23 protein-coding genes are annotated in these 21,340 nt (G+C 67.6%); 9 read left to right on the forward strand and 14 right to left on the reverse strand.

The genetic code is table 11. The features are described from left to right. Nucleotides 1–186: 186 nt before the first annotated feature. The 11 genes from IPK66_17550 to IPK66_17600 form a co-directional block, all read right to left on the reverse strand. Complete coding sequence (locus IPK66_17550; protein ID MBK8176990.1) at nt 187–813, reverse strand: hypothetical protein; 627 nt, start codon at nt 811–813, stop codon at nt 187–189. Nucleotides 814–1,069: 256 nt separating this feature from the next. Further along, nucleotides 1,070–2,035, reverse strand: a complete 966-nt coding sequence (gene tadA, locus IPK66_17555) for a Flp pilus assembly complex ATPase component TadA (GenBank protein MBK8176991.1) — start codon at nt 2,033–2,035, stop codon at nt 1,070–1,072. Then, nucleotides 2,035–3,669, reverse strand: coding sequence for a type IV secretory system conjugative DNA transfer family protein (locus IPK66_17560; GenBank protein MBK8176992.1), 1,635 nt, complete (start codon nt 3,667–3,669; stop codon nt 2,035–2,037). Before IPK66_17560 ends, tadA begins: the two co-directional genes overlap by 1 nt. Before the next feature lie 283 nt (nt 3,670–3,952). After that, nucleotides 3,953–5,311 (reverse strand): MobA/MobL family protein, encoded by a 1,359-nt coding sequence (locus tag IPK66_17565; GenBank protein MBK8176993.1) that lies wholly within the window; start codon nt 5,309–5,311, stop codon nt 3,953–3,955. Nucleotides 5,312–5,313: 2 nt separating this feature from the next. Continuing rightward, the gene (locus tag IPK66_17570) at nt 5,314–6,459 is read right to left on the reverse strand and encodes a hypothetical protein (GenBank protein ID MBK8176994.1); all 1,146 of its coding nucleotides are present in this window, start codon (nt 6,457–6,459) and stop codon (nt 5,314–5,316) included. Between the two features lie 301 nt (nt 6,460–6,760). Next, nucleotides 6,761–7,549: a cell wall hydrolase gene (locus IPK66_17575; GenBank protein MBK8176995.1), complete on the reverse strand. Its 789-nt coding sequence runs from the start codon at nt 7,547–7,549 to the stop codon at nt 6,761–6,763. Beyond that, entirely contained in the window at nt 7,546–8,079 is a 534-nt protein-coding gene (locus tag IPK66_17580) for a S26 family signal peptidase (GenBank protein MBK8176996.1), read from the reverse strand. Before IPK66_17580 ends, IPK66_17575 begins: the two co-directional genes overlap by 4 nt. A gap of 115 nt (nt 8,080–8,194) precedes the next feature. Then, nucleotides 8,195–9,265, reverse strand: a complete 1,071-nt coding sequence (locus IPK66_17585) for a hypothetical protein (protein MBK8176997.1) — start codon at nt 9,263–9,265, stop codon at nt 8,195–8,197. Continuing rightward, nucleotides 9,265–10,095 (reverse strand): TrbG/VirB9 family P-type conjugative transfer protein, encoded by an 831-nt coding sequence (locus tag IPK66_17590; protein ID MBK8176998.1) that lies wholly within the window; start codon nt 10,093–10,095, stop codon nt 9,265–9,267. The genes IPK66_17585 and IPK66_17590 overlap by 1 nt, the downstream gene beginning before the upstream one ends. A gap of 102 nt (nt 10,096–10,197) precedes the next feature. Next, complete coding sequence (locus IPK66_17595) at nt 10,198–10,815, reverse strand: hypothetical protein (protein MBK8176999.1); 618 nt, start codon at nt 10,813–10,815, stop codon at nt 10,198–10,200. A 43-nt stretch (nt 10,816–10,858) separates the two neighbouring features. Continuing rightward, on the reverse strand, nt 10,859–11,026 hold the full coding sequence (locus IPK66_17600; protein ID MBK8177000.1) for a hypothetical protein: 168 nt from the start codon (nt 11,024–11,026) through the stop codon (nt 10,859–10,861). A 333-nt stretch (nt 11,027–11,359) separates the two neighbouring features. On the opposite strand from IPK66_17600, the gene IPK66_17605 reads away from it, so the two are divergent. The 7 genes from IPK66_17605 (at nt 11,360) to IPK66_17635 (ending at nt 16,893) form a co-directional block, all read left to right on the forward strand. Further along, complete coding sequence (locus tag IPK66_17605) at nt 11,360–11,818, forward strand: hypothetical protein (protein MBK8177001.1); 459 nt, start codon at nt 11,360–11,362, stop codon at nt 11,816–11,818. A gap of 63 nt (nt 11,819–11,881) precedes the next feature. Then, nucleotides 11,882–12,106: a hypothetical protein gene (locus IPK66_17610; protein MBK8177002.1), complete on the forward strand. Its 225-nt coding sequence runs from the start codon at nt 11,882–11,884 to the stop codon at nt 12,104–12,106. A gap of 86 nt (nt 12,107–12,192) precedes the next feature. Continuing rightward, nucleotides 12,193–14,142 (forward strand): hypothetical protein, encoded by a 1,950-nt coding sequence (locus tag IPK66_17615; GenBank protein MBK8177003.1) that lies wholly within the window; start codon nt 12,193–12,195, stop codon nt 14,140–14,142. Next, the gene (locus IPK66_17620) at nt 14,139–14,519 is read left to right on the forward strand and encodes a hypothetical protein (GenBank protein MBK8177004.1); all 381 of its coding nucleotides are present in this window, start codon (nt 14,139–14,141) and stop codon (nt 14,517–14,519) included. The genes IPK66_17615 and IPK66_17620 overlap by 4 nt, the downstream gene beginning before the upstream one ends. After that, the gene (locus IPK66_17625; GenBank protein MBK8177005.1) at nt 14,516–15,283 is read left to right on the forward strand and encodes a hypothetical protein; all 768 of its coding nucleotides are present in this window, start codon (nt 14,516–14,518) and stop codon (nt 15,281–15,283) included. The genes IPK66_17620 and IPK66_17625 overlap by 4 nt, the downstream gene beginning before the upstream one ends. Nucleotides 15,284–15,488: 205 nt before the next feature. Beyond that, complete coding sequence (locus IPK66_17630; GenBank protein ID MBK8177006.1) at nt 15,489–16,514, forward strand: type IV secretion system protein; 1,026 nt, start codon at nt 15,489–15,491, stop codon at nt 16,512–16,514. Nucleotides 16,515–16,542: 28 nt separating this feature from the next. After that, nucleotides 16,543–16,893: a hypothetical protein gene (locus tag IPK66_17635; protein ID MBK8177007.1), complete on the forward strand. Its 351-nt coding sequence runs from the start codon at nt 16,543–16,545 to the stop codon at nt 16,891–16,893. 329 nt (nt 16,894–17,222) lie between these two features. On the opposite strand, the gene IPK66_17640 is transcribed toward IPK66_17635, so the two are convergent. From IPK66_17640 to IPK66_17650, 3 genes are all read right to left on the reverse strand, one after another. After that, nucleotides 17,223–17,954 carry an ATP-binding protein gene (locus IPK66_17640; protein MBK8177008.1) on the reverse strand — a complete coding sequence of 244 codons (732 nt, stop codon included), beginning with the start codon at nt 17,952–17,954 and terminating at the stop codon, nt 17,223–17,225. Next, on the reverse strand, nt 17,941–19,455 hold the full coding sequence (locus tag IPK66_17645) for an IS21 family transposase (GenBank protein ID MBK8177009.1): 1,515 nt from the start codon (nt 19,453–19,455) through the stop codon (nt 17,941–17,943). The genes IPK66_17640 and IPK66_17645 overlap by 14 nt, the downstream gene beginning before the upstream one ends. A gap of 200 nt (nt 19,456–19,655) precedes the next feature. Further along, the gene (locus tag IPK66_17650; protein MBK8177010.1) at nt 19,656–19,877 is read right to left on the reverse strand and encodes a hypothetical protein; all 222 of its coding nucleotides are present in this window, start codon (nt 19,875–19,877) and stop codon (nt 19,656–19,658) included. Nucleotides 19,878–20,231: 354 nt separating this feature from the next. Between IPK66_17650 and IPK66_17655 the strand changes: the two genes are divergently transcribed. Both IPK66_17655 and IPK66_17660 read left to right on the forward strand, forming a co-directional pair. Next, on the forward strand, nt 20,232–20,561 hold the full coding sequence (locus tag IPK66_17655; GenBank protein MBK8177011.1) for a hypothetical protein: 330 nt from the start codon (nt 20,232–20,234) through the stop codon (nt 20,559–20,561). A gap of 14 nt (nt 20,562–20,575) precedes the next feature. Then, nucleotides 20,576–21,340: hypothetical protein (locus tag IPK66_17660; GenBank protein ID MBK8177012.1), on the forward strand; the 765-nt coding region annotated here is incomplete at its 3' end.

Genomic DNA, 21,340 nt, shown 5'->3' on the forward strand with positions numbered 1-21,340 from the left:
GTTTTGGCTGGGATTTCCGTAGGAACGTGGTTGCGAGCACACGGCCTACAGATTTTCCAGAAAACCCGGCGCCGAGAGGCGGCCGGGTTTTCTTATGTTTGCGTTGCCGTCACGGTCATCTCCTCTGTCTCAGAATCCGGGTACGCTTCCACAAAGAGTAGTAGGGAGCAACCCGATATGTGCATTTTATGGTATTTCCCGCGACATACAGGGCTGTTTGGCGTGTCGAGACCTACTCGCGGGCCGCACACGGTCAAGAATCGCCTGTGCGTACGCCCGCGGATCCTCTTGGGAATCCGAAGATCGACTCGAGGCATGCCGCGGGTTGCTGCGCTCAGATGCTGCCGAGTCGCGTCTGGTCGGCGAAGCTGCTGCAGCGGCGGCGATGTGCAGGAAGCCGCCGGCGGCATCCATGCCGGCGTCGAGTTCCTGCTCGCCGACAGCCTTCGTTGCCGCGAGCAGGCGATCCAGCCGAATCGCGTACGTGGCGCTCTCCGGCGTGTCCGCCGGCTGGAATTGCGCGGCATCGCCTAGCAGCGCACCGGCGAGCATCGCTGTACGCAGCAGGCCCGAGCGCCGCTGGAACAGTTCGCGGTCGGCCTGCTGCTGCGCTGGCGTTACGCCGGTGAGTGGCCGATTCTCCGCGAAGATGATCAGGTCGGATGGCTCTTCGTGCGCGAGCGCGTCGATTTCGTCGTCGGTGAACCCGGCGAGTTCGTCGAGGCCGCTTGCCCAATCGCCGGGATCGATGAAGTCGTGGTGGCAGACAGCGCGACGGACGTGTTGCGTGGTAGATTCGTAAACGGTCTGCATGGCGCGTACTCCGCTGTGTTGATCGAGGGGAGCCACCCGGCGGCCACCGGCGGGCTCCCCGCCCCTTAAAATCTCGGGTCCATGACCATGGACCCCTGCCCGTCGGCGAGACCGGAGGGTCCGGGGACGGTGCGCGATCGAGGGTGACCGGGTTGCGCGCGAGCATGGCCCTTCGCCATGCGCAGCGCGCGGCCCTGTCGCCCGGCAGATGGCGTACCGAGGGGAGGGAGGCAGCGCCTCCCTGGCCCCCTCTCGCTCACATCGAGCGCGTGACATAGCCCGTGCCGTCCTGCCAGCCGTCGACGTACAGCACCTCGCTGATTGCCCGGCCGGTCATTGTCCGCTGGACGAAGACGACGCAGCCGATCGCCGTGGCGATTGCCCGGCGGGGCGGCTGCGGGCAGATGGTGGAGCACAGGTCCTCGAGGCGGCCGAGCGCGTCGAGCGCGCTGTTGGCATGAATGGTCCCGAAACTCCCGCTGTGGCCGGTGTTGCAGGCGAACAGCATCTCCAGCGCCGCGTCGCCGCTGCGCACCTCGCCGAGGACGATGCGGTCCGGCCGGTAGCGCAGCGCGTGTTGCACCAGACGCTGCATGCCGATCTGCGGCGACGTCAGAAAGCGGACATGGTCGGGCGCTTCGATCGCGATTTCGCGGGTGTCCTCGATGATCAGACAGCGGTCACGAACGACGCTGTCGATTTGCAGCAGCGAGGAGAGCAGGGAGGTCTTGCCCGAGCCGGTCGAGCCGGCGATCAGGATGTTGCGGCGCTCCTGGACCGCGCGGACGAGCGGGTCGTCGCCGTCGATCACCGGTCCGTCCGCGAGCGCGCACGGTCCGCGCGAGAAGGCGCTCAGATCGAACACCGTCCGCGGCGGCTTGCGGATCGACAGCGTCGGCTGCTCGGTGATGGGTGCGATGCTGCCGGCGACGCGCTCGCCCGAGCCCGGCATGGTCGCGGAGAGGAGGGGAGCGTCGCGGGTGATGACCGTGCCGACCGAGCTTGCCAGCATGCGCAGCGCGAAATCCGCGTTGGCGGCCGTCAGCGTGATCCCCGAGTCGGTACGGCCGGCGCCGGTGCGATCGACGAAGACGCGACCGTCGGCGTTGCACATCACGTCGGTGACCGACGGCTCTTCGAGGAGCGCGGCGATCTCGGCGTCGAGGGCGCGCCGCAGCCCGCGATCGAGCCGGGTCTCGGAGACCGTCTCGTGTGTGTCCATCAGCTGATCACCTCGCCCTGGCGCAGCCGTTCGACGGTGGCGGGCGTGAGAAAGCGCTCGCGCTGTTCGTCCGGGATCGCGGCGATCGTCGTCAGCAGATGATCGACGAAGGCGCGGTGCTTCGCGGGCAGCGGCCGATCGCCGGCCACCCACTTGCGCGCGCTCTCCGCTTCGTCGGGAAACAGCACGGCGGCGGTCTTCTTGTTGGTCCATCCGGCGGCGATTTGGATCGGCCGGCTGGCCGGCTCCGCGGCCTCGTGCATCGCCAGGATTTCTTCGTTCTGCACCAGGCCGGTGTCGGGGAATCGACGCAGGTCGATACCGCGATCGCGAAACTTGCGGTGCGCGAACCAGCGGATTTTCCGGGCGCGAAGCGGCCTCGTACCAGTGACGAGGACGATCGCCTCGTCCATCCCGAGCGTGCGGACGTCACCCGGCTCGAGCAACGGTCGCCGGCTTTCGGACTTGCTTTCGCTGCCACCGAACCATCGGCCCTTGTGCGTGGTCGTGCTGGTCTTGATCTCGACACCCTGGCCGACGGCCTTGGAGATGTCGGCCATGGAGTCGGTGTCGGACGAGGCGAAGCAGGTGACGATGTGGCAGTTGTCGCGGATCACCTGGCTGTTGCCGTAGAGCGCCGCCAGGCTCTTGAGGCTCTGGCACAGCAGCATGCAGGAGATGCCGTAGCCGCGGAACTCCTGGATGTCCTGGGCGAAGCCGGGGATCTTGCCGACCGCGGGGAACTCGTCGGCGACGAGCTGGAGGCGATGCCGCTTCTTCCGGCCGTCCGCCATCACGTCCGTCCGGTAGAGGAACGCTTTGAATATCTGCACCAGCATCAACCGGAACAGCGGCATCACCCGATCGCGGTCGGACGGCGGCACCTGCAGGTAGAGGCTCATCGGGTACCGGGAGCAGACGAGGTCCGAGATCCGGAAATCGCTGCGGCTGGTCTTCTCGACGACCAGCGGATCGGCGAACACCGACAGCGCCGAGCGCGCCGTCAAGGCGATGGCGTCGGCCGTCTTCGGTGTCATCGCCAGCATGGTGGCGCCGACGCGCTGGCACTCGTCGTTCTTGCCCCGCGCCATCTTTTCCAGCGTTGTCGGCATCTCGAACATCAGCTCGCGCAGCGTGCCCAGGTGCCGCTGCGGCGCGGGGATACCGGTGACGGCGTAGAGGATGATTGCCGTCAGCAGGTCGGTCGCGGTGATCGGCCAGATCGGCTCCGAGTTTTTCAGTCCCGAGCTGTCGACCAGGATGCTGGCGATGTTCTGTACGGCGGCGATTTCGCGCGAGGTGCCGACCGGGATTTCGGCGAGCGGGTTGAAGCAGGCGGAGTCGGGCTCGGTCGGATCGAAGAAGAACGCGGCGCCGACGCTCGAGCGAAACGGCGCGCTCATCCGGTAGAGCTCGCCCTTCGGATCGAACACCAGCATCGAGCGGTCCCGGCACGACAGCAGCGTCGTCAATACCGGGCCTGCGGTTTTGCCGCTGCCCGAGGCACCGGCGACCAGGGGTGCTGGTCTCCGGAAAACGTCATGATCTCCCGGCCGAGCATGCCGAGGACGATGCCGCCCCGCGGGTCGCGCGACAGCAGCCCGGCGCGTCTGGCGTCCCGCCGGGATCCCCACTCCTTCTGCCCGAACGATGGCCGGGTGAACCGTTTCGCGAGCGGCAGCAGCGGCAGCGCGGTGATTCCGGCGGCGACGATCAGCCCGGCGTGAATTGCCGGCACCGTCCCCTGCCACGGCGCCCAGGCGAGGATGTCCCAGGGGGCGTAGAGAGGCCAGTCGTGATAGTGCGCCAGGGGTGGCCCGAGTGCCGCCTGGTGTCCGAGCCGCCATGCGGTGAGGTTGCTGGCGACGAAACCGCCGACGGCGGCCATGACACCGAAGCTCGCGATCGTCTTGCCGATCACCATCGGTCGACCCCGATTTCGTGTTCGCGCTCGCGGTCTCGCACTGCCGCTTTGATCGTTTTCAGGCGCTGTTTGGTGAGTGGCCGATCGCTCGGCTCGATCTCGACGGCGAGCGTCGGCGGCATCGCCAGCAGGGTCTCGGACACCCCCTGCAGCAGCGCTCGAGAGCGCGATAGCCGACGTCCGGCCGATCGCAGCGCCCGCTGCTCTTCGGCCGTCGCTGTTCGCAGCTCAGCGCGCCGGCGCGCCGCCGCCCGCATCTTTCGCCGCAGCTGCATCGCCCGGTCTTCGGCCTGCCAGTAGCGGGCCAGCATGCCGAGCGCATCGTGCTGCCAGGCGGTGATCGAGCCGACATCGGCGAACACCTGCGCCGGCGCCGGCGTAGTCTTGCGCGCCTCCTGGATCGCGGCGATTTCCTGCAGCGCAGTCATCTCGGCGAGGGCCAGCTCGCGCGCCTTGCGGGCGAGCTCGGCGCGGACATCGGCACCAACCGCGCGCGCTGTCCGGGTCTCGGCCGGGCTGCGCTGCTGACCGGCGCGCGGGGTGCGCGTCTCGGCGCGGCTACGCTGCTTGCCGGCGCGCAGTCTGCGCGTCTCGGCCGGGCCGAGGTGCTGGCCCGCCACGCGCTCGATGCCCTGGTCCGCGAGGGTGCGGGCGTCCACGCGCGCGTCGTGGCCCGCCCGCTGCAACGCCTCGTTGGCGATGCGCTCCCAGGCGGCGCGGATTTCCGCTGCGGCCGTCGCCTTGCCGCCGTCGCGACCGCGGCTCTTGTCGCCTAAGCGCTGCACGAGCTGATTGAACTCGCGCTGGACCTTGCCGAGTTCGCCGGTCGGCGAGACCTGGCGCTCGGAGGCCAGCAGGTGCGCATGGTAATTCCGGCTGTCGGAGCCGTTGTGCATCTCCGGCTGATGCATTCCCAGGTCGACGGCGACCCGGTAGCGCTCGGCGATCCAGGTGGCGAGCGCGACAGCCGCCTCGCGCCGCTGCGCGAACGTCAGCTCGTGCGGCAGGGCGACGATGATGTCACGGGCGATGGTCGCCGTCGGCGTCTGCGTCCTGTGCGCGTCGACGGCGTTCCACAGGGTTTCGCGATCGCAGGTGCCGCCGCCCGGCAGGATCAGCTGCGCGTGCTCGACGCCGTGCTTGCCGCGGTAATCCGTGACCAGCTCACCGACGACCATGCGGCTGCCCGACAGGTAGGCGGCCTTGCCGGTGGCGCCGTGGGAGACCCTGGGCGCCGCCGCGGCGGCGTGCGCCAGGCTGTGCCCGCCATGGTGCGCCGCCCGCCCGGTGGCGTTGCCGAGCGGACTGCCGGCCTTGCGGACAGGGGTGATGCGCAGGCTGAAGATCGCCATCGTCAGACGAGCTTCAGCAGGAACGCCAGCGCCGCGAGGGCGATCACCAGCGCGGTCGAGACCACCCAGAAGGCAGGCTCGATCCAGGACGGCGTAGTGCTGCCCACCGGCCGCAGCCGAGCGAGGATCTTGCGCACCTCGTGCATCGTCGCCGCGTCGCGAGCCCGCGCGGCCTCCAGCTTGGCGAACTCGGCTTTGACGATCGTCTCCAGTACGGCGCAGACGGCGAACACCGCGTCCTCCTCCGGCCGGGCGCCGAGCGCCGCTCTCACCGTCTGCCGGTCCATGGCTACAGCACCTGGACGATCTGCTCGTCGATCCGCTTCCAGGTCCGCTCCAGCCACATCCGCGAGATCATCCCGCCGCCGGTGTCGGCGCGCTCGTCGGCGAAGGTCCGGTTGGCGTCGAGCATCTTGTCGAAGTACGCCCCGGCGTAGTCGGGATGCAGCGTCGGCAGCTTCACCGGCCCGGAGAGACGATCGGCCATGCCGGCGTAGAGTTCCGTCTCGTCCAGCTCGGCGCCGTCGTCCGCCACCAGCGGCCCGAAGTACGGATTGAACCAGGGGACGATGTCGACACACGGCGGCAACGATTTCGAGGCGAGTTCCAGCGCGTCGACGGTGTGCGCCAGGCTGCGACCGCCGATCACCGGCATGTGGACGACCACGCGCTTGCCGCTTTCGGCGAGGCACCTCGAAGATTTCGGCTTCGAGCAGGTATTCGAGCATTGGCAGGTACGACGATGCGCCGTTGTCGACGACGAACGACGCATCCTCGGCGACCGCCCGTTCCGACCACGCGTTCATCTCGCCGACATCGACCTTGTTGCCGTTCACCAGCCGCACCGGCTGTGCCCCGAGCGCCGCGATGGCCGTGAACGACTTGTTCACCGGGTCGGTGTCGATGCACACCACCGGCTCGCCCCGCTCCTTCAGCGACTGCGCGATCAGCGAGGCGACCAGCGTCTTGCCGCAGCCGCCCTTGCCCTGCAGCACGAAACTAACCGTCCGCCGGCTTGCGGCGCAGGCGGGCGAGGACGTCCGGCTTCGTGCACGAGGGGTCGTAGTCTTCCCGGTAGGCGCGAGCCCGGCCGGAGCTTCCGACGTGAGCGGCTCGGTGAACTCGTGGTTCTGCTGCTGCTCTGACATGCGATGCGTCCTCTGTTCTGGTAGTCCGTTTTGGCCCCTTGGCGACGCCGAGGAGGGCATGGGCGTGCCTTCGAAAGGCGTCGTATCCGCACCCCGCGAGTTCGACTTTGAAGCGGTCGTAGACCGCACTCAGGGAGTGGCCTGCTGCAATCATTTGGCGAATAGCGTTGTTCTCACCCCCCGTCGCAGCGAGAAAGGCGACCTTCGCCGAGCCCCATTTCGTCTTTCCATCGGCTCTGCCTAAGTCCGCCTAAGTCAGCCGAAGACGGCAGAAGACGGCCCAACTCTGCCTAACTCCGCCTTAGTCGGTCTTGCCGGCGCTCTCCGCTTCCTGACCACCCGCCCGGAGACGGGTACTAAGTGCGCAGTCTGTATCCTTGTTTTCATTGGCATTTTTCCCCTGGTCAGCCATGGACAGGGTCGCAATAGGGGTGGACCGGGCCGTTGTGACCACGCCAAAGTCCGAAAGGCAGGCTCTTCGCGGCGCCGCAACGAGAAACACCGTCTCGCCCGGGTCGCTTTCGATGCCGCCGCCAAAGATCGTCTCGCCTGCATCCTTGGCGCGAGTGACGGCTACCGGGACGCTCCCGCCGTAGAACGCATGCCGGCCGATCGTTGCCGTCCTCGGCTGGCCGCCGAAGTCGACCAGAGATGGCCGCACCGTGCCGGCGGCGGCGCGCCGGGCGACGATCTCGGGGTTCTGGAACGAGCGGGCGCCGCCGGTCGGATCCGGCAGCCAGCCGCCGAGCGCCAGGTCGAGGATCGCCCGGAACTCGGCCCGTTGAGCGGCCGACAGCAGCGGAAGAGCGCGCCATGTCCGGCCGGGTGCGCGGAGCACCGGCTCGAACTGGCCCGGCGCGTCGATCACCGCCTGGACGCTGCCGCCCGACCCCGCGCGGTTGAGAACCACCGCGAGGACCGCCGCCTTGCCGGCGATCGGCTGCGTGCCGGCCTCGGCGTAGACGATCCGCCCGAGCGCCTCGGTGTCGTCGGCGCTGAGCGCGGCGGCGACGGCCGGTGTCGCCGCCAGCAGGAAGCAGCCGATCAGGGCGGAATGCAGCCGCACGGCGAAGCTGGGACCTTCCGTCATCGGCCCGCCTCCACCAGCCACGGTCGATAGGCAACGGCCGCAGTGGCGGCGATCGCGCCGTAGTACCGGCTGTCGTCGGAATCGGGGATGCGATCCGAGAACACGGCGATTTCGCCGACAGCCAGTCGCCGGCAACCGGACCACACTGGCAGTGGCCGGCCGCTCGGACCGAATGGCAGGGCCGTGCCGACGACGTGACCGTTGATGCTGAAGGCGAGGCCGTCGCGACAGATGGTGTCGCCGGCGACCGCCGCGACCGGCTTGAGCAGGCCGTTTTCCGGGTCGGCGTACCATGCCGCCATGCCGGGCACGGACGCGACGTAGTCCGCCATAACCGGCGGCAGCCGAAACCAGACGAGGCCGCCGCGCGCGATCGGCTGGTTCGACCGGACATACCAGCCGCGGGGCAAGGACGGCGAGGAGTTGAACTTGAGGTTCCAGCCGACTGTCTCCGACACCGCGGCGGTGAGGGCAGCGCAGGAGAAGAGGGCGACCCCGGCACCGAGCACCGCCGATCCGAGCCACCTCATGCCCGGCACTTCCAGCCGTGATAGGCGGGCAACGCCAGGTCCTTGTTGAGCATGAGGTTGATCGTGCTGCCGGGCTCGACCGTCAGCGTGCGCGGCCGGTCGAGCTGCTTGCGGATCATTTCCGAGCCGATGCTCTTGGTGGTGTCGCCCGCCCCCGAGGCGCCGGCGCCGAGGATGCCGACGTTGGTCGTGCCACCGCCGCCTTCGGTCGCCGACACCAGCTGGCCGGTCTGGCCGACGATCGAAAACAAGGCGGCCCCGCCGATCGCCCCGGCCATCCCCACGGATGGGTATCGACCTCGCCCTCGATGCCGGAAGCGCCGCTCGCGTCGGTGCCCGGCATCGCGCCGATGTTCTGCGAGCTGCCGTCCGGGAACAGGATGCGGATCCAGGCGACCTGCGCCCGGCTCTGGGCGAAGGCGAGCTGGTCGGCGTAGCGACCGTAGAGCCTGGTCGAGGTGGAATCAGCATCCGCTCGCCGGTCGGGGTGTCGCACACCGGCACCTGGATCATCGCCACGACGTCGCCCGGCAGGTCGGAGTTGATCGCCGTCTGCGTGATCGCCGGAATGATCGTGCCGGCCTGGATCAGTGGTGCTGCTGATCGGCGGGCTGAACGGCGCCGTCACGAAGTCCTGGCCCTGCGTCCCGGCACCGACCAGCCATCGGTTCTTGGTCGCCGACAATCCCTGCACCGCGTCCTCATCGAGCCGATCGCGGCCATCGCTGGTCCCCGGGCGATAATCGACGCTCTGTCCTCCGCTCGGTATGGGAGCGGCCGCCGGCGATGTGCGATTGGGCACCTCCGGCGCCATCTGACCCACGAAGCCGGGCAGCAGCGGTTTCGGTGGCGCGGCGGCAGCGGTGGCCGCCGGCGCCGCGGGCTTGGGCGCGATCGCCTGGACCAGCGTCAGCGGCTGGATCGGCGCCGGTGCCGGCTCCGGTTTGACCGGCTCGGGCTGGGGCGCGGCGGCGTAGCCGGTCTTGAATGTCCGGCGCGCGGTGTCCGGCGGCGGTAGAGATTGATCTTGGCGTTTGCTCCGGCGCCGGCTGGTCAACGTACCGCTCGACGAACGCCTTGGCGCCGAGCCGCCGCCGACGGCGACCATCGCCGCGAGCAACACCGTCGTGATCCGCTTATTGTTGCGGCCGATCGGCTGCTCCGGATGCTCGTCCCCGAACGCCATCACGACGTCCTCCGGATGCGGACGGTGGCGCCGTCCAACTGCAGCTCGGCGGTGGTGAGCGGCGTATCGACTTCGTAGAAGCGGTTGCGGATACGGAACGGGATTGCCGTCTTGCCGGCGTCGCCGACGGCGAACAGCGCGGGACTCGCGGCCATCGGGCCGAGCCGCGGCGGGAAGGCAATGTAGGTCTTGCCGGCCGCCTCGATCACGTACTCGGGCTTCCACCTCGGCGTAGCGCCGGACGGCACGTCGATCTCGAAGCTGCGCGAAAACGTATTTGGATCGAACTCCGGTTGCGCTCGTACCTTGGCCGCGGGCACGGCGGCGGCGGGGTAGGTCCAGCGCACCCGATCCATGCCACCCTTCGCCCGGCTGGTGATGTCGACCTGATAGTCGCCGGCCGTGGTCGTGATCAGCATGTTGGTGGCGATGCCGGGCTTGCCGCTGCGGATGACGACGGAGTCGTTGGCACCGCGGGTGAGGTCGACCATCCATCGCGACGGGTCGGGATCGCCGATCACCGGCTGCCGCGAGATTTCTTCGCCGTCGCCGAGCTGCAGCACGGTGATCCGGCCCGGCGAGACGGTGACCGGGTAGACCCGGTCTGGCTCGAACGCGTAGACCGTGGTCGCATTCATCGTCTTGGCGACGCCAGTCCGGCCCGGCCGCTGCACCACCGGCGGCGGCGACGGAGGTTGCGGCTCGGGTACCGGCGGTGTGATCGCCGCGACCAGGTCGGGCGGCATGACCGTGGGATCGCCGGTATTCTCGTCGATCGCCGCGCAACCGACGGCGGCGAGCACGAGCGGTGCCAGCAGCAGGCGACGCATGATCAGCGCTCCTCGGCAAAAATCATGTGCGTCAGGAACAGCCCGGACTTGTTGCGCACGACATCGCCGGTCGTGCGCGGGGCCGTGAACGCCAAAGTGAAGTCACCATTGACGCGCCGGCTCGCGACCTGTCGGCCGTCCTTCCAATCGAGCCTCGTCCCAAATGACATTGACGACGTCGCGGCTCTTCAGCTTGGTGCTGACGATCAGTACCTGCCGCTCGCTGGCGGCCTCTTTGCTGTCTTCTCGCCAGGCGTCGAACCGCTTGCGCGCATCGCCGCGGATCACCCGCTCCTGGGTCGCCTGGTTGTCGGCGTTGACGTTGTCGTCGGACGACAGAGCGAACATCGCCTTGACGATCGAGTCCGCCGCCGAAATCCGCATCAGGTCGGGCGGCTCGCCCGCCCGGGCGACGAACACCTCGCCCGGATCGCCGATGCGGTCGAACGGCACGAAGACGGTCTCGACCTGCGGCTTCTGCGCCTCCCACCACCAGCCGCCGGCCAAGCCGACACCGATGGCAGCGGCGGCGACCGTCGTCATCCGCCAGCAGGCGGCGAGCCGCATCGCCGCGTCGTAGCGACGGTCGCCGTCTCTGGCAGCCGCCTGCCAGCGGTCGCTCACGACCATCTGGCCGTCGAGCCACTCGGTCGGCGCACCGCGATCCAGGCTCTTGAGTTTTTTCGCCAGGAGATCCCAGCCGACGCGCAGCGCCGTCATCGGACCGGATCCCACCACGCGCTCAGCTGCGGCTGGATCTTCATCAGCCAGGTGAGCTTGACCCACCAGTCGCCGAGGAAGGCAGCCCGGCGACCAGCACCGCTTTGGCGACGGGGCTGGTGTAGAGGCGAATCTCCACGATGAGTGGCTGCGGCAGCGGGTCGTCGATCGTCGTCCTTACCGGCGGGTCGGGGATGGGAATTTGTGGCACGGACGGCCCTCCATATTGCCTCGCCATGGTGCCGCTCGAATATCGTATGCGTCAATATAAATCATATTTACGTCATTATTTATTTACATAAAGACGATATTACTCCAGCCTCGGTCGAGGCGGATGCACGATCCGTGCGTCGAAATAGAAGGACGAGACGCAAATGAATGTTGTATCTGAGTGCGTTAGCTCGATTTTCCGGGATTGCCATGGGCACAGAAACCGGTACGACGTTTCGCGACGCGCTGAAAAAGCAGGTCTGAGCCAGGTCGAGTTTCGCGAGCTGGTTCTCCGTCTCAGCGGCAATGCGGTGACACTGACGACAATCAGCCGATGGGCGACGGGAAAGAGTCCGCCGTACCCCTGCGCGCTGGCGTTGCTGGCGGTCATCCGACAACTGCCACCAGAGACGGTCGCTTCCTTGCGTCCGTAAGCCGAAACGCCCCTGCCGCTCTGACCGGCCTCGCCGTCGTGCTCGTCGGCGCCGATGCGTTTGCCGCCGGCGGCAACGCCATCGCGCAAATGCTCAACTCCGTCGTCGACAACGCGACCATGTGCGGCGGTGCCATCGCTGCGCTCGCGGCGTGTGGCGCCGGGGGTGGGATGGCGACCGGCAATCACGGGATTGTCGGCCCCTGCCTCAAGGGGGCGGGTGGCGGCACGCTGATCGCGTCGTCCGCCCAGCTCGTCGGCCTGGTGCTTCCCGGCGGCGGCGCCGGCGGCTCGCTCGGCGTGCCCGCAGCCATCTCGGCGATGGACTGGCTGCACATCCTCGCTGGCATCGTGTCGTGACCGGCGACTCTCCGGACGACTGGCAGCTCCCGACACTCGCTTTCCCTCAAGGAAGAGCCGCTGATGTTCGGGATTCACCGCAAGCAAGCGGCGGTCGTGGCGGTCGCCGGCTTCTTCGTCTTCATGCTTGTCAGCAAGACCGTCGGGATCATCGTCGCCGTGCCGACGACGATGATCACCGTCGGCCTGCTGCTGGCGGTCGCCCGGTGGCAATACGCCCGGGATCCGCACTGGTGGGCGCATGCGACACATCATCACTGGCCACTGGTCCGCTACACGGGGGACTGACTGATGACGCATCGGCCACTCTCAGACGCACTGACGTGGGGCTTGATGATCGACCCGGGACGATCGTCACCAAAGCAGGCGAACTGATGACCTGCCTACGGTACGTCCCCAGGGATCGGGCAAGCAGCAGCCCAACACAAAACGTAGCTTCAAGATCGGCGCTGAATTCAGCGCTTCGGCGATTCGGATCGCGCTGGGCGCTTTGGTTCGAAGATGTCTGCGACGAGACGCTCGCCTACGAATCGCCACTTTCCTTTCCCGATCCGATTTCTGCGGCGATCGACGAACAGCGGCGCCGTCTGTTCACCACTCCGGGTGTTCAACTCGCCAGCACCTACGTCGTCACCCTGCTCTATGCGCCGCTGCCCGATGCCATCGGCCGGCTGGCGGCCTCGTTCGAGCAGGCCGGCCCCGCGGCGGCGATCGACGACAAACGATACCGGTCGGAAGTCGAGCGGTTCCGCGCCGGCGTCGAAGCGTTCCGGCTGCACCTTTCGGACGTCATGCCGGTGTGCGAGCCGCTGACCGGCGCCCGGCTGATCACCTACCTGCACAACCGGGTGTCGACCGATCATCGGCCGCTGGCGATGCCGGATCTGCCGATCTTCCTCGCCGAGTTCCTGACGGACGATGCCTTCGTGCCGGGCGTCTATCCGAAGCTGGGCGGCCACCACCTGCGCACGGTCCGGGTCAAGGACCAGCCGTCGAGCTTCACGCCGGGCATGCTGTTGGCGCTCGGCGGCGTCGGCTTTCCCTACAATCACGTCGCCCGCTGGCTGCCGCTGTCGCGCGAGGACGCCGAACAGGAACTCGAGGCGCGGCGCGACTCCTGGGCGGCGGCCCGCAAGGGCTTCCTCACCAAGGTGTTCGCCAACGTCTTTCGTTTTCACGACGACGGCACGAAGGACAACCTCGCCGCCATCGCCAACATGGAAGGATCGGCGGCCGCGCTGGCGCTGCTGGCGCAGGGCGACTGCACCTTCGGCCGCTGGACGCACACCGTCACCGTGACCCATCCGGACGCCGAGACGGTCAAGGAGCGGTGCCGGATCATCCAGCAGATCTTCGCCGGCTTCGTCACCTCGGTCGCCGAGGACGATGCCATGAGCACCTGGATCGGCTCGCTGCCGGGACATCCGCGGGGCGGCCTCGGCCGCTTCCTCGGACCGTCGATTTCCTTCGCGGAAATCGTGCCGTCGTCGGCCACGTGGTGCGGCCCGGCCCGTGACGAGCATCTGGACGGCCCGCCGCTGTTGCAGTGCATGTCGGACGGCGGCAAGGCGTTCCGCCTGTGCCTGCACCAGGACGGCTCGGACCTCGGGCACGCGGTCGTCCTCGGCGAGAGCGGCGGCGGCAAATCGACACTGCTGAAGAGCATGGTCGCCGCGCATCGGAAGTATCCCGGATCACGGGTGTTCTATATCGACCGAGGCTCCGTCGCGAAGCTGGTGACGTTGGCGCTCGGCGGCGAGTTCCATGCGCTCGCTGCCGGCGACGACGCGGTCTCGCTGCAGCCGCTGGCGTTCATCGACCAGCCGGGTGAGCTGTCATGGGCGTTCGAGTTCGTTCTCGGCTGCTTGCAGCAGCAGGGGCTGGAAACGTCGGCGGCGCAGAAGCGGGAGCTGACGATCGCGCTGCGCGCCCTGGCCAGCCAACCCGCTGAGATGCGCACGCTCACGTCGTTGCGGCACGCGACCCAGGACGATGACATCAAGGACGCGCTCGCCGTCTTCTGCGTCGGCGGCGCGTGTGGCGACCTGCTGGACAACGCCGAGTATCGGGTCGGCGGCACCGCCGACGTCAAGTGCTTCGAGACCGACAGGCTGCTGCAGAACCCGACGGCGCTCGCGCCGGTGCTGGCGTGCGTCTTTCACGAGATCGCCCGCAGCTACGAGGACGCCCGGCCGACACTGGTGGTGATCGACGAATGCAAGACGTTCATCAGCCATTCGCTGATCGCCGATCAGGTCGACGAGCTGATCCGCCGTGCCCGACGGGAGAACATGCAGGTCGTGCTCGCGACGCACCGAGCATGATCGACATCGAGCACTCGTCGATCGGCCACATAATCGACTCATCGATCAAGACTAAGTTGTTCACCGCGACGGCCGGGGCAATCGAGCCGAGAACGGCGGCGGCGCTGGAGCGCAGCGGTCTGACGCCGACACAGATCGGCATTATCGCCGGCCTGCGGCCGAAGCGGGAGTACGCGATCAAGGTCGGCGAACACTGGCGCGTCTTCGAGCTCGCGCTCAGTGACTACGAGCGGGCGATCGTCTGTGGCGGCAGCGGCGCGGAGTCGAAGCTGATCGACAAGATCCTGGCGGCCGGGCCGCGCGAGGAGTTCGCCGAGCGCTGGCTCCGGCATCGCGGCATCGCCGGGCCACGGATCTGGCAGGAGGCAGCGGAATGAACAGAACAGCAGCAGCGACGGCCGGGGCGATGTTGCTGGTCGGCACGCCGGTCGCGCACGCCCAGGTGGTGGTCACCGACCCGGTCACGGAGGCGAACACCGCTTCGTCGCTCGGCGCCGATCTCCAGGCGGTCGCCGATCGGGCCGCGGATTACGCCCAGCAGATCGCCACCTACGCCGAGCTGGTCAACACCTACGTCAACGCCGTCGAGAACACCGTCGGCATCCCGATGGCGGCGATCGCTCGGGTGCAGGGATACTACTACCGGGCCGAAGGCATGGCGCTGCAGGCGGCGGCGATCGCCGGGTCGGACGGGACAATGATGCAGCGCGCCAGCATGCTGCGCGGGCTGTCGCGCAACGGCGGTCACCTGCCCGGAGACGCCGGCCGGACGGCCTCGATGCTGCGGACGCAGATGTCCAAACAGATCGATGAGGACCAGCGACTCCTCGGCATCGAGGCGGCGCGCAAAGTCGAGAACGACGCGATGCTCCGCTCGGCACAGGACAACTCCGCCGAGGCCGTCGGCCGCATGGCGGCGATTCAAGCGCAGAGCCACGTCACGGCCGCGGCTGCGGCCCAGCTGCAGCAAACCAACGCCATTCTGGCGCAGCAGCAGGCTGAGCAGATCGTCAAGGACTCGGCCGCTCAGGCCGACGACGAACAGTACCAGGCCGATCGAGCCGCGGACATAACGACGATGAGGGAGGCCGGAGCAAATCCAGCCTTCATGAAACAATCGGCAGCAACGTGGGGACGCTGACATGTTTACTGGAAAGATCATCGGGATCGCAATTGCGATCATGGTCACGCTGGCCGGCGCTGCTGGTTACTTGATCATGACGATGCGCGCCGACGACGCGCGATACCAAGCCGAGCGAGCGGCGGACATAGCGGCAATGAGGGAGGCTGCGAAGCGACCCGCTTTCATGCCGGAGTCGCCGGGGACAGCAGGCCGGTAACAACTCATGGATACATTCGCCACATTGGGAGACGCCTTTGCGACGGTGTTGGCCAGTGGCACCAGCACGATCATGCCTTACGCCCAGTTCATGGCATGGGGATTCATGGTCCTGGGGGTGGCCTGGATCGGCCTCGCCGTCGCTTTCGGCAGTGGTGGGCCACCGGCGCTGGCCACTCGCCTAGTGATCACCGGCGGCTTCTACCTCGTCGTTGTCCAAGCGTCGCAGGTAATCGGCGAAAACATCATCAACGGCGCCGTGCAATTCGGGTTGCTCGCGGGCGGAAGTTCGCTGAACCCGGACGTATTCCTCCGATCCCCGGATTCGATTTTCGTCATCGGCCTCGCTCAAGCGACGGACCTTGCGGAATTGGCAGACAAATCGTGTGGCCCTGTAATGCTAGGTGGGTGCCTGGCGCACATCGGGAGTTATTTGCCGCTAATCATTGCGTCGTGGACGGTCTTGCTGACATTCGCCGGGATCGCCATCGCTGTGCTGCTCACCTACGCGCTGTTTAAGTTTACCATCTTGGGTGCGTTGATAATCCTGCCAGCCGCGGTCTTCGTGCCGGCGGCAGGCTTTGCGACAGGTGTTGTCAAGTTCGCCGTCCATTCGGCGGTGCAACTCATGGTCCTGGCAATGATCGTCGCCGTGGCGAACCTAGTCTTCGGCGAGCTGGAACTCCACGGTGGACCGGGGATGATGGTCGCGTTCCCGTTTCTCATGGGGTCGTTGTGCCTCGCCGGCGCGGCGCTCGGCTCGATGTATGTGGCCGCGTCATTGACCTCGGGCGCCATTGTCTCGGCAGGGACGTTCCTGGCGGCGCCGGCGATGGGCGCCGCGGCAGCACGGAGCGCCGCCGGGCACCTCGACGCGCCCGCCACCAGCGCACTCAAGGCCGCCGGCGGCGAGACGTTCCGGGCCATGTCTGCGGCCGCCAACGCCAGCCAAGCCAGCATCTCCGGGATGAGCCGCCGCACCGAGGCCCGCCGTCCCGCGCAAACGGACGGCGGCCCGCCCACGGGCCGGTGATCAGAGCGCATCTCGAGGGGGTAATCCGATGAACGCAGACGGACTAAAGCAGCGTGTAGCGCGCGCCGTAGCCGTTATCGCCGAGCGTGTCGGCAGGAAGAAGCGGATCGACCATGCAGCCGGGATCCAGGCTTGGGAGAACGAGCAGCGAGAGGAGGACCGATATAATGCCAGCTGTTACCGCGTCCAAGCGCGGGCCGAGATGCTTGCGGAGCGCTGGGCCCTAGAGGCTGGCAGCGAGATGATGGAGCGCGAAGGCATTGCGCGGGCAGAACGTGCCCTCCTCGCGCGTAACCAGGACGAAGGACGTGGCGCCGTCCAGAAGGCAAAAACCGCACGAGACCGCGGCGTCGACGACGATCTCGAACTCGGTCTGTGACGCGTCATCAGCAGCCGCGACCCAAACGTCAAGGCTCGGCGGGATCGGCCTGCATCCGCTCGTCGCACTCGCCGCACGTAAGGCTGATTTCCGGCTTGCCCCATGCGTTCAGCCCGCACGCCGGACTGTCAATCGGCATTGAAGATTGACCCCTTATCGGCGTTCAAGAGTGACCCCTCCTACGGGTTGTGCAGGTAGCGAACAGGAGGGTCCCACGCGCGACGCGCAGTGCCCCTGCCGAGCGACGGAGCGTCGCGCGTGGGAGGTGCCTGTTTGCCCACCTGTGCAACCCGCGGGGGTGGGGTCCGGGGCGGGGGGATTTTCGCGGGTCAGGCGCGGTTTTTGAGCCGCCAGGATTCGTTGCCGGTTTCGACGATATCGCAGTGGTGGGTGAGCCGATCGAGCAGGGCGGTGGTCATCTTGGCATCGCCGCCGAACACGGAAGGCCATTCGGCGAAGCTGAGATTGGTGGTCAGCACGATCGAAGTGCGTTCATAGAGCCGGCTGATCAGGTGGAACAGGAGCTGGCCGCCGGACTGGGCGAACGGCAGATAGCCCAACTCGTCGAGGACGACGAGATCGAGCCGGGTTAGATGATCGGCAATCCGCCCCTGCTTGCCGACGCGGGCCTCGGCCTCGAGTTTGTTGACGAGATCGATGGCGGTGTAGAACCGGGCACGGGCGCCGCCCCGGATACAGGATCGGGCGATGGCCACGGCGAGATGGGTCTTCCCTGTGCCGGTGCCGCCGACCAGCACGACGTTGCGCTGCCGGGCGAGGAAGCCGCCGGCGGCGAGGTCGCGGACCAGGGGTTCGTTGATCGGTGTTCCGGCGAACTCGAAGCCTGTGAGTTCCTTGGCGAGCGGCAGCTTGGCGAGGGTGATCTGGCACTTGATCGAGCGCGCCTGCTTTTCGGCGATCCCGGCCCTCAGCAGGTCGCCGCTGATCTCCTGGACGCTGTGTTGGCGCTTGATGCCGGCGGCCACGACCTCGCCGAAGGCCCCTCGCATGCCGGTCAGTTTGAGCGCCAGCATCAGCTCGAGCAGTTCATGCCGTTCCATGGGCCGGACCTCGCAGCAATCGGTCGTAGCGCGCGCAATCCGCCGCCGGCTGGTGGCGGAGCTGAAGCGCTTCGGGGGTGAGGACGGTGGCGGCAGAAGCGACCTCGCGCTGCCGGGCCAGAATGTTCAGCACCACGTCGCGGCTGAACAGGCCTGCCGCGAGCGCCTCGGCGCAGGCGGCCTCGACCGCCGCCAGCCCGTCGGTCAGGACAGCACCCAGGATGTCGACCATCTGCCGGTCGCCGTCGGGCACGGATTTGAGTTTGCGGCGCACGCGCTCCAGCGCTTCCGGCAAGAGCCAGGCCTGGAACGGCGCACCGTTCCGCAAGGCTCCCGGCTTCCTCGCCAGGACCGGAACGTAGTGCCAAGGGTCGAGCACGGTATGATCGCGGCCGAACCGGCGTTCGTGCTCGCCGACGATCTCGCCGTTCTGGCGGATGACAATCCGCTCGGCGTAGGCATGCAGCGTCACCGGCCGGCCGACGGCCCTGGCCATCACCGAATAACGATTGTTGTCGAACCGGACGAGGCAGGTCTTGGAGACCGCCAGCACGGTCTCGTGGAATCCGTCGAACGGCCCGGCGTAGGGCACCAGATGCGACCGCTCCGCCTCGAACACCTCCCAGATGCTCAGCGACTTCAACTCAGGATGAGGCTGCTTCTGGGCATAGGCGACGCAGCGTTCGACGAGCCCGCGATTGAGTTCCGCTAAGCTCTTCACCCTGAGCCGGGGCGTGAAGAACCGCTCGCGCACGAGGCCGACCTGGTTCTCGACCTGCCCCTTCTCCCAGCCCGCCTGTGGCGTACAGGCGGTCGGCTCCACCAGGTAATGGGCGCACATCTGCTGAAAACGGCGATTGAAGACCCGCTCCTTGCCGACGAACACGGTCTCGACCGCCGTCTTCATGTTGTCGTAGATGCCGCGCGTGCAGGTGCCCTTGAAGAACGCAAAGGCCCGGTCATGGGCGTCGAACACCATCTCCTGGGTCTCGCGCGGATAAGCCCGGACGTAGAGCATCCGGCTGTGGCAGAGCCGGACCTGGGCGACCTTCACCACCATCGTCACGCCGTCGAGCACGACGACCTCGTGGCTCCAGTCGAATTGATACGCCTCGCCCGGCGCGAAACTCAGCGGCACATAGGCGTCGACCGGCCCCGACGCCTCCCGGCGCTGCCACGCCCGGGCATAGCGCCGCACCGCGTCGTACCCGCCGACATAGCCTCGCTCCTGCAGCGCCTCGAAAATCCGGATCAGCGTCAGCTGCTCGCGCCGCGGCTTGCCCCGGTTCGCCGACAGAAGCTCGTCCAGCGCTTCCTGCCAGGCGCCCAACTTCCGGCGCGGCTGAACCTCCCGCTCATAGCTGAACGCGGTCTCCCCCGACCGAAGAACCTTCCGAACCGTGTTGCGCGATATCTTCAGAGCCCGCGCGATCTCCTTGATCGAGCGCCCCTCGACAAAATGCGCCCGACGGATCCGGCCGATCGTCTCCACAACCAACATCCCCCGGACCACCCTCCGGCGAAAAAGGGCGGTGTGAGCCAGTCAACAAGGGGGGTCAATTTTGAACGCCGATAACCCCTCAGCAGGGGTCAAAATTGCACGCCGAATAACAGACCGGGCAACCAGCACCATCCGGTAAAGCCGCTCGTCGGTCGCGATGTCGAGGTGGGCACTCGACGCGTCGTCGGCCGGCTTGACGGTCAGGTAGGTGGTGGCGCCGAGACCGGCTTGAGGGCGAGGATGCAGGGATGGTCCGGCGCGCAGACGATCGTCGGTGGCTCACCGCCATAAGGAAAACTCGTCCAGTGGTCGACGCCGGCGGCGACAATGTCCGCTTCGCGCTGTTCGGTGACGGTCGTGGGCGAGGCTGAGGCGCAGCCACCCAGCAGGAGCAAGGCGATCGCAGCGTGAAATCCGTTCATTGGTGTCCCCCGTTGTGATGAGACGTGCCTTGTCGTCTGGCGCGATTGTCCTGTCGGCGATGGCGATTTGGCGGCGGTGATGCGCCGCCGTATTCTTGCTCACGCTGCACGCACCGTTATTGGGGCACATTCCTGGTAGCCAGGCTGGGCGCTGACGCGCAGGGGTAGGAAGCCGTCCGGGTCACGGTGATGCTGTCGGTTCTTGACTTCCCTGTACCGCCCGCTCTTTGCTGATGGGGAGAAAGGGGCGGACGAATACGCCGATTCGGGGGACCGATGGGAAATCGCGACGTCCACATTGGCGGCAATGTCACCGGTAGTGCCATCGTCATCGGCGATCACAACGTCACCGATGTGCAGTTCCACAAGGTGACGCTGCCGCCTGCCGCGAGTGTCGACATCGGCTCCGAGCTGCAGGCCCTCGCCCAGCTGCTCGGCGGCCTGAACAGCGAGCAGCGACAAAAGATCGTCAACGCCCTGGCCGAGGCGATGGCCGATGCGGCCAGGCCGCAGCCCGACAAGGACGAGGTCGGCAAGTCGCTGGAGCGCGCCCTCTCCTATGCCGGCAAGGCGGCGGACTTCGGCGAGAAGATGGGCAAGATCGCCGGCCACGTGCAGAACGCGGTCGGTTGGCTCGGCGAGAACTGGCACAAGCTGCTGCCGCTGGTCGGCCTCGCTCTGTAGGGGGGCGGGCACCGATGGATGGGCGCGGCGTCACCATCGGCCACGACGCGGTCGGCAACGCGATCGTCACCGGCGACAACAATCTGACCGTCGTCCTGATCGGCGTCGATCGGATCCCGGACGAGCTGCAGCGGGCCCTGCAGGAGCGCCGGCTGCGGCCTGTGGACCTGCCGGGAGCGGTACCGCTCCCGGCACTGACCTTGCTGATCGCGTTCGCCGGCACCGACCGTACGCACTGGCAGATCACCGCCCGGCGCACCGGCGCCGAGCCTGTCGTGCGCAGCCTGCCGGTGCCGTGGCTCGAGGATCGAGCCTTCGCACCGGCGCTCGACAGCTTCCGGCGGTCGTCGCGTGTTCCGGCCCGAAGCTCGGAAGAGGCGGCGATCCTGGACGCCGCCGCGCACCGGCTGGGCGCCGCTCTGGCGGCCGTTCTCTCCGTCGAGGAAGCCGCGTTCCTGATCGAGGCCGCGCTCGGTGACCCGCCGCCGCCGCTGCTGGTGATCGAGAGCGACGACGATGCCGTCCTGGCGCTGCCCTGGGGGCTGCTGCGCCTGCGGGACCGCTTCGCCGTCCGCGCCGGCCGGCTCGACGTCGCGCGCTCCGTTCCCGGCGACCAGCAACCGGCGCTGTCGCCACCGTCGGCGCCGGTGAGCCTGCTGGTCAACGTCTCGGCGCCGGAAGGCAGCGGCCTCGACTACGAACGCGAGAGCTTCTTCATCATCCGTGCGCTGCATGAGCATATCGGCGTCGTCGTCAACGAGATGGGCGAGCTCGACGAT

The sequence above is a fragment of the Rhodospirillales bacterium genome (assembly GCA_016712595.1).
Taxonomy (GTDB): Bacteria; Pseudomonadota; Alphaproteobacteria; order Rhodospirillales; family Defluviicoccaceae; genus Defluviicoccus.

What these genes read in the sequence shown, in the direction of transcription:
- IPK66_17550 (MBK8176990.1), bottom strand. Translation starts at nt 813, where the DNA reads ATGCAGACCGTTTACGAATCTACCACGCAACACGTCCGTCGCGCTGTC.
- tadA (MBK8176991.1), bottom strand. Translation starts at nt 2,035, where the DNA reads ATGGACACACACGAGACGGTCTCCGAGACCCGGCTCGATCGCGGGCTG.
- IPK66_17565 (MBK8176993.1), bottom strand. Translation starts at nt 5,311, where the DNA reads ATGGCGATCTTCAGCCTGCGCATCACCCCTGTCCGCAAGGCCGGCAGT.
- IPK66_17570 (MBK8176994.1), bottom strand. Translation starts at nt 6,459, where the DNA reads ATGTCAGAGCAGCAGCAGAACCACGAGTTCACCGAGCCGCTCACGTCG.
- IPK66_17575 (MBK8176995.1), bottom strand. Translation starts at nt 7,549, where the DNA reads ATGACGGAAGGTCCCAGCTTCGCCGTGCGGCTGCATTCCGCCCTGATC.
- IPK66_17580 (MBK8176996.1), bottom strand. Translation starts at nt 8,079, where the DNA reads ATGAGGTGGCTCGGATCGGCGGTGCTCGGTGCCGGGGTCGCCCTCTTC.
- IPK66_17585 (MBK8176997.1), bottom strand. Translation starts at nt 9,265, where the DNA reads ATGGCGTTCGGGGACGAGCATCCGGAGCAGCCGATCGGCCGCAACAAT.
- IPK66_17590 (MBK8176998.1), bottom strand. Translation starts at nt 10,095, where the DNA reads ATGCGTCGCCTGCTGCTGGCACCGCTCGTGCTCGCCGCCGTCGGTTGC.
- IPK66_17595 (MBK8176999.1), bottom strand. Translation starts at nt 10,815, where the DNA reads ATGACGGCGCTGCGCGTCGGCTGGGATCTCCTGGCGAAAAAACTCAAG.
- IPK66_17605 (MBK8177001.1), top strand. Translation starts at nt 11,360, where the DNA reads ATGGGCGACGGGAAAGAGTCCGCCGTACCCCTGCGCGCTGGCGTTGCT.
- IPK66_17610 (MBK8177002.1), top strand. Translation starts at nt 11,882, where the DNA reads ATGTTCGGGATTCACCGCAAGCAAGCGGCGGTCGTGGCGGTCGCCGGC.
- IPK66_17615 (MBK8177003.1), top strand. Translation starts at nt 12,193, where the DNA reads ATGACCTGCCTACGGTACGTCCCCAGGGATCGGGCAAGCAGCAGCCCA.
- IPK66_17620 (MBK8177004.1), top strand. Translation starts at nt 14,139, where the DNA reads ATGATCGACATCGAGCACTCGTCGATCGGCCACATAATCGACTCATCG.
- IPK66_17625 (MBK8177005.1), top strand. Translation starts at nt 14,516, where the DNA reads ATGAACAGAACAGCAGCAGCGACGGCCGGGGCGATGTTGCTGGTCGGC.
- IPK66_17630 (MBK8177006.1), top strand. Translation starts at nt 15,489, where the DNA reads ATGGATACATTCGCCACATTGGGAGACGCCTTTGCGACGGTGTTGGCC.
- IPK66_17635 (MBK8177007.1), top strand. Translation starts at nt 16,543, where the DNA reads ATGAACGCAGACGGACTAAAGCAGCGTGTAGCGCGCGCCGTAGCCGTT.
- IPK66_17640 (MBK8177008.1), bottom strand. Translation starts at nt 17,954, where the DNA reads ATGGAACGGCATGAACTGCTCGAGCTGATGCTGGCGCTCAAACTGACC.
- IPK66_17645 (MBK8177009.1), bottom strand. Translation starts at nt 19,455, where the DNA reads ATGTTGGTTGTGGAGACGATCGGCCGGATCCGTCGGGCGCATTTTGTC.
- IPK66_17650 (MBK8177010.1), bottom strand. Translation starts at nt 19,877, where the DNA reads ATGAACGGATTTCACGCTGCGATCGCCTTGCTCCTGCTGGGTGGCTGC.